Below are 14044 nucleotides of genomic sequence, written 5' to 3'. Positions count from 1 at the left end.
GCCTCAAAGGTGTCGACGACTTCTCGGAACGCTGCGATCCTACGGCCGTTCCGCACCGCGATCGGCGGGCGCCGTCCCGCCGATCCCCTGCACGGGACCGTCGTCGATGTCGAAGAACCGCGGCAGCGGCCGGCGGGCGTGCACCCGCATCAGCCGGGTCAGGCGCCGGTGGCGCAGCTCGCGGGTGTCGCGGACGGCGTCGTTGTAGAAGCGGCGGGCCAGCTGCAGCCGGGTGCCGGTGCCGGCCAGGTCGGCCCGCAGGGCCTCCGGGACGGCGAGGTCGGGGGGCAGGTCGCGCAGCTCCCGGCCCAGCGCGTTCTCAGCCAGCTCCCGGTCCCCGGCCTGCGGGGCGCGAGCGCCCGCCGCGGCAGCGGCCAGCCGGGCGGCGCCCCCCGGCCCGAGGGCGGCCGCGTGGTCGCGGGCCAGCTCCTCGGCCAGCCCGGCGCGGCGCTGCAGCTGGGTGTCCAGCGCCGTCCACGCGCGGTCGGCGCGCTCCTGCAGCCGGCGCAGCCGGGTGAGCGTCCACGCCGCCCAGGCGAGCAGCAGGACGACGACGGCGGCCAGCACCATCAGCCAGGCCCCGGTCGTCACGGGGGGTCAGGCTAGCGCCGGACGCGGATCCGCCGGGCCAGGCGCGGCTCGCCGTCCGGGGACGCCAGCGCCGGGAACTCGTCGTCCTCGCCCGCGGTGACCTCCCCGCCGGGCAGGGACACGGTCTCGTAGACGGCGAGGATCCGCTGGGCCAGGACCGCCCAGTCGTAGCCGGCCGCCACCTTCCGGCCCCGGGTCGCGAGCGCGGCGCGGCGCTCCGGGTCGGCGAGCAGGTCGCCCAGCGCCCGGCCCAGGGCGGCGGGGTCGCCGCGGCGCACCAGCACGCCGGCGGCGCCGTCGTCGAGCACCTTCGCGAAGGCGTCGAGGTCGCTGGCGACGATCGGCGCCCCGGCGGCCAGGGCCTCGATGAGGATGACGCCGAAGGACTCCCCCAGCAGGTTCGGCGCGCAGTACACGTCCACCGACCGCAGGAACGCCGCCTTGTCGGCCTCCGAGAGCATCCCGAGCAGCGAGACGTGCGGGCGCAGGTCCGCGCCGATCAGCTCCTGCAGCTGGTCGGGGTCACCGCGGCCGGCGACCAGCAGCCGCGCGCCCGGGTGCCGCCGCACGACGGTCCGCATCGCCTCGAGCAGCACCGGCAGGCCCTTGCGCGGCTCGTCGTAGCGGCCGAGGAACCCGATCGTCGGGCCGCCGACCCCCCGGGTGTGCCCGGGCAGCCCCAGCCCCTCGGCGAACGCCGACACGTGCACGCCGTTGGGGATGATCACCGCGTCCCCGCCGAGGTGCTCGACCTGCACGCGGCGGGCGAAGTCGGACACGGCGATCCGGCCGCTGATCTTCTCCAGCCACGGCCGCACGATCGGCCCCCAGGCGGCCAGCCACTTCGAGCGGACGGTGGCCGCGTGGAAGGTCGCCACGATCGGGCCCTCGGCCATCATGCAGACCAGCAGCCCGATCGACGGCGGCGCGGGGTCGTGCACGTGGACGACGTCGAAGTGCCCCTCGCGCAGCCAGCGGCGCACCCGCGCGGCGGAGACCGGCCCGAACTGCACGCTGGCCATCGAGCCGTTGTACGGGATCGGCACGGTCCGCCCGGCGAACGTGATGAAGGGGTCGGTGAGCGACTCCTCGTGCTCGGCCGGCGTCAGCACCTCGACGTGGTGGCCCAGGCCGCGCAGCGTCTCGGCCAGGTCCCGCACGTGGTACTGCACACCGCCCGGCACGTCCCACTGGTAGGGGCACACCAGGCCGACGCGCATCAGGAGGCCCCTCTCCTCGGGGGATCGCGTGGCACATCGGACCAGATCCGGCCGAGCATGTGCCAGTCCTCGGGCTGCGCGGCGATGGATTCGGTGAACGCGTCGGCGACCCCCTGCATGGCCGCGGCGACGCGGTCCTTGAGCCGCGCCTCCCCCAGGACCTGCACCTCGGGGTGGAACACGACCCGCCATCCGCGGTCGGTGAACTGGCAGACCGCCGGGACGAGCGCGGCGCCGGTCTGCGCGGCGAGGACGGCCGGGCCGCTCGGCATGGTGGTGGGCCGGCCGAACAGCGAGACCGGGACGCCGGTGGCGCCGAGGTCGCGGTCGACCAGCAGGCACGCCGAGCCGCCGTCGGCCAGCCATTCCCGCAGCACGGTCGAGCTGGGCCGCGGCCCGCCGGTCAGCGGGACGACGCGCATGCCCAGCGACTCGCGGTAGTCCAGGAAGCGCCGGTAGAGCGACTCGGGCTTGAGCCGCTCGGCCACGGTCATGAACGGACCGCCCAGCCAGTCGATGAGCCAGACCCCGGCGGCGTCCCAGTTCCCGCTGTGCGGCAGGGCGAAGACCACACCCCTGCCGCCGGCCGCGGCCTTCTCCAGGTGCTCGATCCCCGGGGTCTCCGTGCCGCGGACGATCCGCTCCCCAGGGATGATCGGCAGCCGGAAGGCCTCGCGCCAGTACCGGGCGTAGGACCGCAGCGCCCGGCCGGTGAGGTCGTCGAGCTCGCGCTCGCCGAGCCGGCCGCCGGTGGCGACGCGCAGGTTGGCGCGCAGCTGACGGGTGCCGGCGCCGTCCCGGCGCGCGGCCCAGGAGGCCGCGCCGTCGAACGCCCGGGTCGCGACGCCCTCCGGCAGCAGCTTGACCGCGCCCCATCCGGCGGCAAAGCCGGCGTCGGTGAGCCGGGCCCCCGCCCGGGCGCGCAGGCCGGGGGCGGGGACGGCGGGCTCCCCGGGAAGTGCCTCGCTCACGGCGCCGCCGGCGGAGTCGGCGGGACGGGCTCGCCGGCGGGCAGCGCGGCGCGGCCGGCGCGGTGGACGGCGGCGAACCGCTGCCCCACGGTGACCGCGCTGCCGACCAGCAGCACCCACAGGGCCACGTGGATCGCGTACGGCACGCCCAGGCCGAAGAAGCCCGTGCCGACCAGCACGAGGATCAGCCGCTCGGTGCGCTCGACGATGCCGACGTCCGCGGACAGCCCCACGCCCTCGGCGCGGGCCTTGACGTAGGAGGTGAGCACGCCGAGCACCAGGCAGATCAGGGCGAGCAGCACCAGCAGCCGGTTGTCGCCGCGGCCGGAGAACCACCAGGCCAGCGCGGCGAAGATCGCGGCGTCGGACGCACGGTCACAGGTGGAGTCCAGCACCGCCCCGAACAGCGAGCCGCCGCCCCGGGCCCGGGCCAGCGCCCCGTCGAGCAGGTCGAGCAGCACGAACAGGGTGACGGCGAACGCGCCCCAGAACAGGTGGCCGGTGCCGATCAGGAACACCGCGCCGGCGATCGACCCGAGAGTGCCGACGATCGTGACCATGTCCGGCGTGACCCCGGCGCGCGCCAGCCGGGTGACGACCGGCGCGAGCACCTTGGCCACCTTCGGGCGGGCGTTGATGCCGAGCACTCAGTCCTCCTGCGCGGCGTGCTCGGCCCACGCGCCGGCCAGCAGCGCCCGGGTCTCGGTGAGCACCTGCGGCAGCACCCGGGTCAGCCCGAGGACCGGCATGAAGTTGGTGTCCCCGCCCCACCGCGGCACCGCGTGCTGGTGCAGGTGGTCGGCGATGCCGGCGCCGGCGATGTGACCCTGGTTCATCCCGATGTTGAACCCGTGGGCGCCGCTGACCGCGCGGATGGTCCGCATCGCGGTCTGGGTGAAGGCGCCGAGCTCGGCGACCTCCTCCACGGTGAGGTCGGTGTAGTCGGGGACGTGCCGGTACGGGACCACCATCAGGTGCCCGGCGTTGTAGGGGTAGAGGTTGAGGACGGCGAACACCGTCCGGCCGCGGGCGACGATCAGCCCCTCCACGTCGTCCATCTTCGGGATGAGGCAGAACGGGCAGTCGTGGTCGCCGGTGGGCTTGCCCTCGCCGCGGATGTAGGCCATCCGGTACGGCGTCCACAGGTGCTCGAACACCGACGCCGGGCCGCCGCCGTCGTTGTCCACGGCGACCCGGAAAGCCTCGTCCTGCTCGCTCACACCGGGACCTCGGCGGTCGGGTCGGCGTTGTGCCGCGCCTCGACCCAGTTCACGACCTGCTCGACGGCGTCGGCGATCGGGACGCCGTTGCGCTGGCTTCCGTCGCGGTAGCGGAAGGAGACCGCGCCGGCCTCGGCGTCGGTCGCCCCGGCGATCAGCACGAACGGCACCTTCTGCTTGCTGGCGGTGCGGATCTTCTTTTGCATCCGGTCGTCGGAGTCGTCGATCTCGACGCGGATGCCCCGCTCGCGCAGCCTCAGGGCGACGTCGCGCAGGTAGGGCACCTGGTCGTCGGTGACCGGGATGCCGACCACCTGCACCGGGGCCAGCCAGGCCGGGAAGGCGCCCGCGTAGTGCTCGGTGAGCACGCCGAAGAACCGCTCGATCGAGCCGAACTTCGCCGAGTGGATCATCACCGGCTGCTGGTGCGAGCCGTCGGCGGCCGTGTACTCCAGGCCGAACCCGGCCGGCTGGTTGAAGTCGTACTGGATGGTCGACATCTGCCACGTCCGGCCGATGGCGTCGCGCGTCTGCACGGAGATCTTGGGGCCGTAGAACGCCGCGCCGCCCGGGTCGGGGACCAGCTCGAGGCCGGTCTCCGTGGCCGCCTCCTCGAGGACCTTGGTGGCGATCTCCCACTGCTCGTCGGACCCGATGAACTTGGCCTGCTTGTCCGGGTCGTCGCCGCGCGTCGACAGCTCCAGGTAGTAGTCGTCGAGGCCGAAGTCGCGCAGCAGGCCGAGCACGAAGGACAGCAGGTGCCGGATCTCGCCGGCGGCCTGCTCGGGCGTGACGTAGCTGTGCGAGTCGTCCTGCGTGAGGCCGCGCACCCGCGTGAGGCCGTGGACGACGCCGGACTTCTCGTACCGGTAGACCGTGCCGAACTCGAAGAACCGCAGCGGCAGCTCGCGGTAGGACCGCCCGCGCGACCTGAAGATCAGGTTGTGCATCGGGCAGTTCATCGCCTTGAGGTAGTACTCCGCGTTCTCCAGCTCCATCGGCGGGAACATGGTGTCGGCGTAGTACGGCAGGTGCCCGGACAGCTCGAACACGTGCGCCTTGGTGATGTGCGGCGTCCCGACGTAGAGGAAGCCCTCCTCGATGTGCCGCCGGCGGACGTAGTCCTCCATCTCCCGCTTGATCACGCCGCCCTTGGGGTGGAAGACGGCCAGGCCGGAGCCGATCTCGTCGGGGAAGCTGAACAGGTCCAGCTCGGCGCCCAGGCGCCGGTGGTCGCGGCGCTCGGCCTCGGCCAGCTGCTCCAGGTAGGCCTTGTGCGCGTCCTTGCTCTCCCACGCCGTGCCGTAGATCCGCTGCAGCTGCGGGTTCTTCTCGCTGCCCCGCCAGTACGCGGCGGCGCTGCGCGTGAGGCTGAACGCCGGGATGTTGTTGGTGCGCGGCAGGTGCGGGCCGCGGCACAGGTCGGTCCAGACCCGCTCGCCGGTGCGGGCGTCGAGGTTGTCGTACATGGTCAGCTGGCCGCCGCCGACCTCGACGTCGGCACCCTCGGCGACTGCCTCCTGGGACGGGCCGACGCCGCCCTTGAGGTCGATCAGCTCGAGCTTGTACTTCTCGTGGGCCAGCTCGGTCCTGGCGTCGTCGTCGCTGATCTCCCGGCGGGAGAAGCGCTGGCCGGCCCGGACGATCTCGGTCATCTTCTTCTCGAGGGCCGCGAGGTCCTCGGGCGTGAAGGGCCGCTCCGGGTCGAAGTCGTAGTAGAAGCCGTTCTCGATCGGCGGGCCGATGCCCAGCCGCGTGCCGGGGAAGAGCTCCTGCACCGCCTGTGCGAGCACGTGCGCCGTCGAGTGCCGGATCACCGCGCGGCCCTCGGGGCTGGCCGCGGGCACCGGCTCGATCTCCGCGTCGGCGTCCGGCGTCCAGGCGAGGTCCTTGAGGTCGCCGGTGGCGAGGTCCCGGACGACGACGGCGCCGTCGGGCCCCTTCAGGGCGGCGCCGGCCTCCTTGAGCGCGTCGGCCGCGGTGGTCCCGGCCGGCACCCGGATCGGGGCGAGCGCGGCGGGGAGGGGTGCGGCAGACACGGGGAGCTCCAAGGAGTCGACGGAGGGCCTGGCCGATCGGCGAGGACAGTCAGAAGGTTAGTGCCCGGAGGGCTGCCGGCCGGTCAGGGCAGCAGCTCGACGCGGTCCCCGGGCCGGACCCGCCCGGGAGTTCGCACCTCGGCGTAGACGCCCAGGCAGTGCTTCGGCGTCCGGGTGACGGAGAGCTCGACGTCGCCGATCCGCAGGCCGCGGCCCACCCAGTCGCGCTCGTCGGCGCCGGCGTCCAGGGCGAGCAGGAGGTTGGCCCGCGGGTCGTCGGCCGAGCAACCCTCGGGGACGTCGCCGCCGGCGGCGCGATCGATCGCGGCGCGGCTGACCAGGTGGACGGCGGCGGCGTCCACCTGTGGCGCCTCGGTCCGCTGCAGCCGCACCGGGCGGCCCAGGACCTCGGTGAGCGTGATCGTGTCGGCCTCGTCGTCCCCGGTTGCGACGACCTCGGCCATGACGGGCGTCGTCTTGACGGTGACCCGCTCCCCCGTCGTCGCGTCGACCACCGACCAGACGCGGTCACCGACCACGCCGCCCGGCTCGATGCGCGCCTCGCCGACGGTGCGCCCGCCCAGGCTCTTCACCGGGTAGACGCTCACCTGCTCGACGGCGCCGACGACACTCACGAGGCGACGTTACGACGGGTGGCCCGGTCGACGCGCGGGGATTCTCGTCGGCGCAGCCGGCGCAGCTGCGCGTCGAGATAGGGCCGCGCCCTCCGGTGGCCGCCGTCGCGGGCGATCGCATCCTGCAGTGCGGCGAGCACCCGGCCCAGCCGCGCCGCGTCCGGCCGCCACCCGCGCCGCTCGCACTCCTCCAGCCACTCGACCGGGGTCCGGTGGCCGCGCTCGCCGTTGCACCGGCCGCAGGCGGCGACCTCGTTCTCCAGGCGCGACGGCCCGCCCTTCACCCGGGGGACGACGTGCTCGGTGGTGGGCCGGACCAGCGGCGCGAAGCCGCGGCCGCACCAGACGCAGGTCGGCCCGTCCCGCTCGACGATCGCCGTCAGCCGGTCGGCGCGGTCGAGCTGGGGCACTCCCCCATGGTGCGCCGCTAACGGCCCGCCCGCCCGCGGCCGCCCGCCACCCGGGCGGGGCGCGGCCGCAGCAGCGCAACGCGCCGGTTCTGCCGCCGCTGCCGCACCGCCTTGCGGAACCGGTACCGGGAGCCGCTCAGGTCGCCGGGGCCGTACGCCGTCCAGACGAGATCAGCGGGCGGCGGGGCCGGGGCCTCGTCGTCGGCGAGGAGGTGGTCGAGCAGCAGCTGGAGCCGGCCCTCGCTCCGGAGCAGCCAGTCCGTGCCGGCGTCCTGCCACCCGTGCTCCTCGAGGAAGCCGTTGAACCGCAGGATGGCCCGCGGGCCGAAGATCTCGTCGACCCGGTCCTGCATGAACGTGACGGTGGCGTCGAGGGGGACGCCCTGCTCCATCGCCCGCTCGGCGGCCAGCCACGCCCGCAGGGTGAACAGGTCCGGACCGCCGCCGCCCGCCGGAGGCATCGGTGTCCCGTCGTCAGGGGCGGTCATCCCCGCAGCATGCCAAGTGGAGTCACTCGAGGCACGGACCGCCGGCGTCGGTCCGCAGGCACTGCTCGAGCCAGCGCCGGACCGGGAGCTGCATCGGCAGGTCCGGAACGACGACGAACGCCGACGGGACCACCGCGGTCGCCGGGGGCGCCGCCGGGTCGTGGAACCAGACCCGGCGCCCGCTCGCGCGCGGCGTTCATCCCGCCCGGACGACGCCGACCCCGGCACGACCCGGTCATCCTCGGACGGCGCCCCGCCGGGAGAGGGTCCACCGGCCCGCGCTCCCCGAACCCGAGGGACTGGAGGTGGTCGGCGTGGTGGAGGTGACCGGCCGGCAGAAGAAGAACATCGAGGCGTTGATCGACCCCCTGCGGGTCCGGCCCGGGGCGCGGGTCGACCTCGGCGAGGACTTCGATCCCGGCTTCCGCTCCGACCTCGTCAAGAAGAAGGACGGCCGCGAGCTCCTCGACACCGGCATCGCCCTGCTGGCCGAGTACCAGGCCCGCCTGGCCGCGCAGAGCACGCACGGCGTCCTCGTGTGCCTGCAGTCCCTCGACGCCGGCGGCAAGGACGGGACGATCCGGCACGTCATGAGCGGGGTCAACCCGCAAGGCGTGCACGTCAGCAGCTTCAAGGTCCCGTCCGCCGACGAGCTCGGCCACGACTACCTCTGGCGCTACGCCCGGCGCCTGCCCGCCCGGGGGGAGATCGGGATCTTCAACCGGTCGCACTACGAGGAGGTCCTCGTGGTGCGCGTCCACCCGGCGGCGCTGGCCCGGCAGAAGCTGCCGCCGAACGCGGCGGGTGACGGCATCTGGCACCGCCGCTACCAGGAGATCAACAACTGGGAGCGCTACCTGGTCGACAACGGCTTCGCCGTCGTGAAGCTGCTGCTCAACCTGTCCCGGGAGGAGCAGCGGACCCGGTTCCTCAAGCGGATCGACCTCCCGGACCACAACTGGAAGTTCTCGGCCGCCGACGCCCGTGAGCGGGCGTACTGGGACGACTACCAGCGGGCCTTCTCGCACATGGTGTCGGCGACGAGCACCGAGCACGCGCCCTGGTACGTCATCCCCGCCGACCGCAAGTGGTTCGCCCGCATCTGCGCGGCGGCGGTGCTCGCCCACACCCTCATCGAGCTCGACCCCCGCTACCCGACGGTGGGCAAGGACGTACGGCAGGAGCTGGCGGCCGTGAAGCGGGATCTCGAGGCGGAGGCCCCCGAGGGCGCCGCCGCGGACCCGTACGCGACGGCGCACGAGCCGGGCCACCACGGGCGCCGGCGCGGCAAGGGAGACGCGGCGCCGTCGGGGATCCCTGAGCCGAGGAAGACGACGGAGGCGGCGAAGACCGGGGCCTGACCGGCCCGGCGCCCGCAGATCGGAGACCGACGGTGCAGACCGGACCCGCGCCGCAGGCGACCAGGGCGCCTGCCGACGGTTGGTACGCGCACTCCCCGGCAGACGTCGCGCAGACCCTCGGGGTCGATCCCGCCGTGGGCCTGTCCGCGGCGACGGCGGCCGAACGGCTGCGCGCGAACGGCCCGAACGCGCTGCCCGAGGAGCGGCCGAAGCCGGGCTGGCTGCGGTTCCTCGAGGAGTACCGCAGCTACATGCAGATCATCCTGGTGGCCGCCGCGGTGGTCTCGCTGCTGATCGCCGAATGGGGCACCGCCGTCCTCCTCCTGGTGCTCACGGTGCTCAACGCCGTGATCGGGCTGCGCCAGGAGGGCAAGGCCGAGAGCGCGATGAACGCGCTGAAGTCGATGATGAAGGCCACGGCCCGCGTCCGGCGGGACGGGGAGGCGGCCGAGATCCCCGCCGAGCAGCTCGTCGTGGGCGACGTGGTGCTGCTCGCCGCGGGCGACCAGGTGCCGGCCGACGGCCGCATCGTCGCGGCCAGCGCCCTGCAGATCGACGAGTCCGCGCTCACCGGGGAGAGCGTGCCCGCCGCCAAGGACGCGTCGGCGCCCGAGGGCAGCGGGCTCGGCCCCGGGGACCAGACCGACATGGCGTTCATGAACACCCCGGTGACCCACGGCAGCGGCACCATGATCGTCACCGGCACGGGGGCGGACACCGAGCTCGGCAAGATCTCGGCGATGCTGTCCGCGGGGGCCAAGGAGAAGACCCCGCTCACCGCCGAGCTCGACCGGCTGACCCTGTGGATCGCCGCCGCGGCCGGTCTGACGATGGTCGTGATGTTCGTCCTCGGCCGCTCGCGCGGCGAGGCGTGGGACGTGCTGTTCGTCAGCGCGGTGGCCCTGGCGATCGCCGCCGTCCCCGAGGCGCTGCCGACGGTGACCCAGATGATCCTCTCGCTGGGCGGGGTGGACCTGGCCAAGCGCAACGCGATCGTCAAGGAGCTGCCCTCGGTCGAGACGCTGGGCTTCACCTCCGCGATCAACTCGGACAAGACCGGCACGCTGACGATGAACCAGATGACGGCGGTCGAGGTCGTGGATCCCGGTGACCGGTACACCGTCTCCGGCAGCGGCTACGGCCTGGAGGGGCGCGTCCACCACGCGGTCGGCAGCTCTGCCTCGATCGAGGCCGCGGTCCTGCCCTACGTCCTCGCCAGCGACGCGCACCTGGTCGACGGCCGGGTCGTCGGCGACCCCACCGAGGGCGCCCTGCTGGTGCTGGCGTTCAAGGCCGGCCTCGACATCGACGCCACGCGGGAGCGGCTGCCCCGGCTGGCCACCCTGCCGTTCGACCCGACGGCCAAGCTCATGGCGACGTTCCACTCGACGATCGGCGCGGACGGGCGGCCGGTCGTCCGCTGCTTCGTGAAGGGCGCCGCCCCGGCGGTGATGGCGCGGGCGGCCACCGCGCTGTCCGCCGACCGCGTCATCGCCTGGGACGCCGGACTGCAGCAGCGGGCGAACGCGCACATGGAACGCATGGAGGAGGCCGGGCGCCGCGTCATGGCCGCGGCCGTGCGCGACCTCGACCCGGCGGACTTCGACCCGGCCGGCGACCTGCTCGGCTACGTGACCGACCTGCAGATGACCAGCCTGGTGGGGATGGTGGACCCGCCGCGGGCCGAGTCGCGGGCAGCGGTCGCCAGCGCCCAGGCCGCGCACATCCGCGTCCGCATGGTGACCGGGGACGACGTCATCACCGGCGCCGCCATCGCGGAGCAGCTCGGCATCCCCGGCGAGTCCATCCTCGGCGAGGAGTTCGCCGCGCTGTCCGAGGACGAGCGGCTGGCCCGCATCGACTCGATCGGCGTCGTCGGCCGCGTCGCCCCCGAGCACAAGGTGCTGCTCGTCGACACGCTGAAGAAGAAGGGTGACGTCGTCGCGATGACCGGGGACGGCGTCAACGACGCACCGGCGATCAAGGCGGCGGACATCGGGATCGCCATGGGCAGCGGGACCGACGTCGCCAAGAACGCCGGCCGCATGATCCTGTCCGACGACAACTTCGCCACGATCGTCTTCGCGGTCGAGCAGGGCCGGAAGATCTACGACAACCTCACGAAGTACATCCGCTTCGTGCTGATCCTGCTCGTCGTGTTCGTGCTCACCTTCCTCGGCGCCAGCCTGTTCAACATCGCCGCCGGCGAGCCGTTCACGCCGCCCCAGGTGCTGTGGATCCACTTCTTCGTCAACGCCGCCTTCGGCCTGGCGCTCGGCTTCGACCGGGAGACCCCGGGACTCATGCAGACGCGTCCGCGCCCCCGCGGCGAGTCGCTGCTGACGCCGCGGCTGATCGCCACCGTCGCGCTCACCGGCCTGGTGATCACGATCGGCCTGCTCCTGCTGATCTCGGTGGGCACCAGCGCGTTCGGCGGCCTCGAGGTCGCCCGGTCGGTCGCGTTCACCTCGTTCTCGCTGTGCCTGATCGTGGCGGCGCTCGAGTGCCGCAGCGAGACCGGGACCGTGCTGACCACGGCCACGTTCGAGAGCAAGCAGATGAACTGGACCCTGCTCGCGGAGTTCGCGCTCGCGGTGCTGATCACCCAGATGGACGTCTTCCAGCGGCTGCTGGACACCACCGCGATCAACCTTGCCCAGTTCGGCTGGGCGCTCGTGCCCGCCCTGGGGCTGCTGGTCCTCTGGGAGCTCGGCAAGCTCCTCGCCCGGCGGACCGGGGCACGCAGCCGCCCGCCGGCCCCGGTGGCGGCGCCCCCGCCCCCGGCGTCCGCCCGACCGTCCGGCGTCGCCATCCCGGTCGCCCGGGACCCGACCTGAGCGGAACCGCGCGGTCGATCCTGGCCGGACGACGACGAAGGGCCGGGTCCGCGACGGACCCGGCCCTTCTCTCCGGTGGGCGATACTGGGTTCGAACCAGTGACCTCTTCGGTGTGAACGAAGCGCTCTACCACTGAGCCAATCGCCCGGAGCGGCTACGAGTGTAGCCAATGGGTCAGCGCCAGAGCGGGACCCACCCCGGCACCCAGTCCGGCACCCCGGTCACGTGCAGGACGACGACCAGCACGCCGTAGACGAAGGCGGCCGTCGCCAGGGCGATGAGGATGCGCACCCAGACCGCTTGCGCCCCCACCCAGTCGGTCCAGCGCTTGACGTGCTTCTTCGTGAACTCGAGCAGCCGCTCGGCCCAGGTGAACTCGGTGGCCAGCACGAACAGGCCGGCGATCACCGTCAGCCAGCCCGGCCCGGGCAGCGGGATGGTGACCAGGCCGAACGCGACGATCAGCCCGCCGACGACCCCGACGATCACCCGGTAGGTGTGGTTCGTGGTCCGGCGGGCGGCCAGCCGCCGGCGCCACCCGGAGTCCTGGACGCGCTCGCGCAGGCTGCGGTGCTCGTCGGCGTCGTAGCGGTCCCGCCGCTGCTGCTCGGTCTCCCGTCGGCGGCGGGGCTCCCGCTCGGGGTGCGACCCCGACGCCCGCGCCGTCCCCTGTGCGTTCAGCTGGTCACCTGCCCGTTCGCGACGACGTCCGAGGGTGTGCTCGGCATCTGGCGGCCAGGCTCGAAACTGATGGCGTACGCCGGGTAGTCGTCGAGACCGGTCTTGTCGGAGCCTACGGTGCGCAGGTCCATATCGGGCCGCACGACGTCGAAGGTGCCGAGCGGCACCGCCGCGCCGTCCCGCACGCCCCACACGACGTAGATCGTCTTCGACCGGTCGTTCATCAACAGGCCGTGGGCGATCACCTGCACCTGGGCGTCGCGGGCCACGACCGTCGCGACGGAGTGCCCGCCCTTGTCGGCCATCGGCGCGATCGCGACCTGTCCCGGCCGCAGCAGCGAGTCCATGACCTCCGCCTGCTGCGCCGCCACGGCCTCCGCGCGGTCCCGGGCCTCGGCCAGGACGACCACCCAGGTCGCCAGGCCGAGGATCGCGGCAACCGCCGCCGCGATCAGGGCCGTGGGCAGCGCCCGGCGCCAGCCCGACCGCTCGAGCCGGCCGTGCGCGTAGAGAGGGAATCCGGTCGCCGGCCGCGGCGGCTCGGCGCCGGCGGACGCCGCCGGGAGGTCCAGCTCGTCGAGGTCCTCGAGGCCGGGGCGCTCGTCCTCCGGCCGCACCTGGTCGGTCCGCTCCACCGCCGCGCGCAGCCGGTCGCGCAACCCGGCGGACGGCTCGGCCGGTGGCAGGTCGGCGGCCATCGCGGCCATCACGTCGGAGGTCTCGGCCACGGTCCGCGCGCAGCGGGCGCAGTCGGGCAGGTGGCGGACGAACGCGGCCTCGTCCTCCGGCTCGAGGGCGTGCAGCGCCCAGCCGACGGCCAGCTCGTCGAAGAGCCCGTGGTCATCGGCGCGGCGGGCGCGGGGGTCACCGGTCACCGGCTGGTCCCGTCCACCGGCGCGGCGCCGCCGAGGGCACCGCCCAGCGACGGCCCGCCGGCCAGGCCGCCGAGCTCCTCCTTGAGCCGGCGCATCCCGGCCAGCATCCGGGTCTTCACGGTGCCCAGCGGAGCGCCGGTCAGGGCGGCGACCTCCCGCTGGGTGTAGCCGCCGTAGTAGGCGAGGGTCAGCGCCTCCCGCTGCGCGGCCGGCAGCACGGCCAGCGCGACGCGGACGCGCTCGGAGACCAGCCGCGCCCACGCCTCCTCCTCGACGTCCTGGACGGCGGTGGGCTCGGCCAGAGCCAGGTCGTCCTCGGCGCGCGACCGGCGGCGGCGCTGGGACTCCTCGCGGCGGACGACGTCCACCGCCTTGTGGTGCACCATCGCCAGCAGCCACGAGGCGAAGTTGCCGCGGGACCGGTCGAAGGCCCCCGGGTCGCGCCAGACGGTGAGGAAGACGTCCTGCAGCACGTCCTCGGCGAGGACGTCGTCGTCGAGGATCCGGCGCGCGAGCGCGAACGCCGGACGGCGGAACCGCGAGTAGAGGTCGTCCACGGCCGACCGGTCCCCCGCGCGGATGCGCCGGACGAGGGCGGCGTCGGCCGGATCCTCCGCCGGGCGCCGTTCCGGACGGCTCACGGCTCCCATCGTCACACGTTCCCTTCGCGCCCGGCAGGCCCTCCGGTTCGGTCTCACACACCCTCGGGTGTGAC

Annotated in this window: 14 protein-coding genes and 1 tRNA gene; 2 read left to right on the top strand and 13 right to left on the bottom strand. The window is 74.0% G+C overall.

The genetic code is table 11. The features are described 5' to 3' along the window. Nucleotides 1–39: 39 nt before the first annotated feature. From AB3388_RS12055 to AB3388_RS12015, 9 genes are all read right to left on the bottom strand, one after another. On the bottom strand, nucleotides 40–591 hold the full coding sequence (locus tag AB3388_RS12055) for a LemA family protein (protein WP_495411008.1): 552 nt from the start codon (nucleotides 589–591) through the stop codon (nucleotides 40–42). Between the two features lie 11 nt (nucleotides 592–602). After that, complete coding sequence (locus AB3388_RS12050; protein ID WP_495411007.1) at nucleotides 603–1811, bottom strand: glycosyltransferase family 4 protein; 1209 nt, start codon at nucleotides 1809–1811, stop codon at nucleotides 603–605. Continuing rightward, a complete protein-coding gene (locus AB3388_RS12045; protein WP_495411006.1) occupies nucleotides 1811–2782 on the bottom strand; it encodes a phosphatidylinositol mannoside acyltransferase in 972 nt (323 codons plus the stop codon). Before AB3388_RS12045 ends, AB3388_RS12050 begins: the two co-directional genes overlap by 1 nt. Next, entirely contained in the window at nucleotides 2779–3429 is a 651-nt protein-coding gene (gene pgsA / locus AB3388_RS12040; protein ID WP_495411005.1) for a phosphatidylinositol phosphate synthase, read from the bottom strand. The genes AB3388_RS12045 and pgsA overlap by 4 nt, the downstream gene beginning before the upstream one ends. Then, nucleotides 3430–4002 carry an HIT family protein gene (locus AB3388_RS12035; RefSeq protein ID WP_495411004.1) on the bottom strand — a complete coding sequence of 191 codons (573 nt, stop codon included), beginning with the start codon at nucleotides 4000–4002 and terminating at the stop codon, nucleotides 3430–3432. Beyond that, nucleotides 3999–6041 carry a threonine--tRNA ligase gene (gene thrS / locus AB3388_RS12030; RefSeq protein WP_495411003.1) on the bottom strand — a complete coding sequence of 681 codons (2043 nt, stop codon included), beginning with the start codon at nucleotides 6039–6041 and terminating at the stop codon, nucleotides 3999–4001. The genes AB3388_RS12035 and thrS overlap by 4 nt, the downstream gene beginning before the upstream one ends. 83 nt (nucleotides 6042–6124) lie before the next feature. Then, nucleotides 6125–6676 carry an MOSC N-terminal beta barrel domain-containing protein gene (locus tag AB3388_RS12025; protein ID WP_495411002.1) on the bottom strand — a complete coding sequence of 184 codons (552 nt, stop codon included), beginning with the start codon at nucleotides 6674–6676 and terminating at the stop codon, nucleotides 6125–6127. After that, the gene (locus AB3388_RS12020) at nucleotides 6673–7086 is read right to left on the bottom strand and encodes an HNH endonuclease (protein ID WP_495411001.1); all 414 of its coding nucleotides are present in this window, start codon (nucleotides 7084–7086) and stop codon (nucleotides 6673–6675) included. The genes AB3388_RS12025 and AB3388_RS12020 overlap by 4 nt, the downstream gene beginning before the upstream one ends. Nucleotides 7087–7103: 17 nt before the next feature. Next, nucleotides 7104–7574: a hypothetical protein gene (locus AB3388_RS12015; RefSeq protein ID WP_495411000.1), complete on the bottom strand. Its 471-nt coding sequence runs from the start codon at nucleotides 7572–7574 to the stop codon at nucleotides 7104–7106. A 314-nt stretch (nucleotides 7575–7888) separates the two neighbouring features. Here AB3388_RS12015 and AB3388_RS12010 point away from each other — a divergent pair, with 314 nt between their 5' ends. Both AB3388_RS12010 and AB3388_RS12005 read left to right on the top strand, forming a co-directional pair. Next, nucleotides 7889–8935, top strand: coding sequence for a polyphosphate kinase 2 family protein (locus tag AB3388_RS12010; RefSeq protein WP_495410999.1), 1047 nt, complete (start codon nucleotides 7889–7891; stop codon nucleotides 8933–8935). Nucleotides 8936–8967: 32 nt separating this feature from the next. Continuing rightward, nucleotides 8968–11772, top strand: a complete 2805-nt coding sequence (locus tag AB3388_RS12005) for a cation-translocating P-type ATPase (protein WP_495410998.1) — start codon at nucleotides 8968–8970, stop codon at nucleotides 11770–11772. A 76-nt stretch (nucleotides 11773–11848) separates the two neighbouring features. On the opposite strand, the gene AB3388_RS12000 is transcribed toward AB3388_RS12005, so the two are convergent. From AB3388_RS12000 to AB3388_RS11985, 4 genes are all read right to left on the bottom strand, one after another. Next, nucleotides 11849–11920: transfer RNA gene (locus AB3388_RS12000), tRNA-Val, on the bottom strand. 27 nt (nucleotides 11921–11947) lie between these two features. After that, nucleotides 11948–12298, bottom strand: a complete 351-nt coding sequence (locus AB3388_RS11995) for a TIGR02611 family protein (RefSeq protein WP_495411453.1) — start codon at nucleotides 12296–12298, stop codon at nucleotides 11948–11950. Between the two features lie 152 nt (nucleotides 12299–12450). Further along, on the bottom strand, nucleotides 12451–13329 hold the full coding sequence (locus AB3388_RS11990; protein ID WP_495410997.1) for an anti-sigma factor domain-containing protein: 879 nt from the start codon (nucleotides 13327–13329) through the stop codon (nucleotides 12451–12453). Then, complete coding sequence (locus AB3388_RS11985) at nucleotides 13326–13979, bottom strand: sigma-70 family RNA polymerase sigma factor (RefSeq protein WP_495410996.1); 654 nt, start codon at nucleotides 13977–13979, stop codon at nucleotides 13326–13328. Before AB3388_RS11985 ends, AB3388_RS11990 begins: the two co-directional genes overlap by 4 nt. Between the last annotated feature and the right edge of the window lie 65 nt (nucleotides 13980–14044).

It is taken from the genome of Geodermatophilus sp. SMS 5-13, assembly GCF_059428245.1.
The sequence above is the reverse complement of the archived record's forward strand: the minus strand, read 5'-3'. Positions and strand labels throughout refer to the sequence as shown.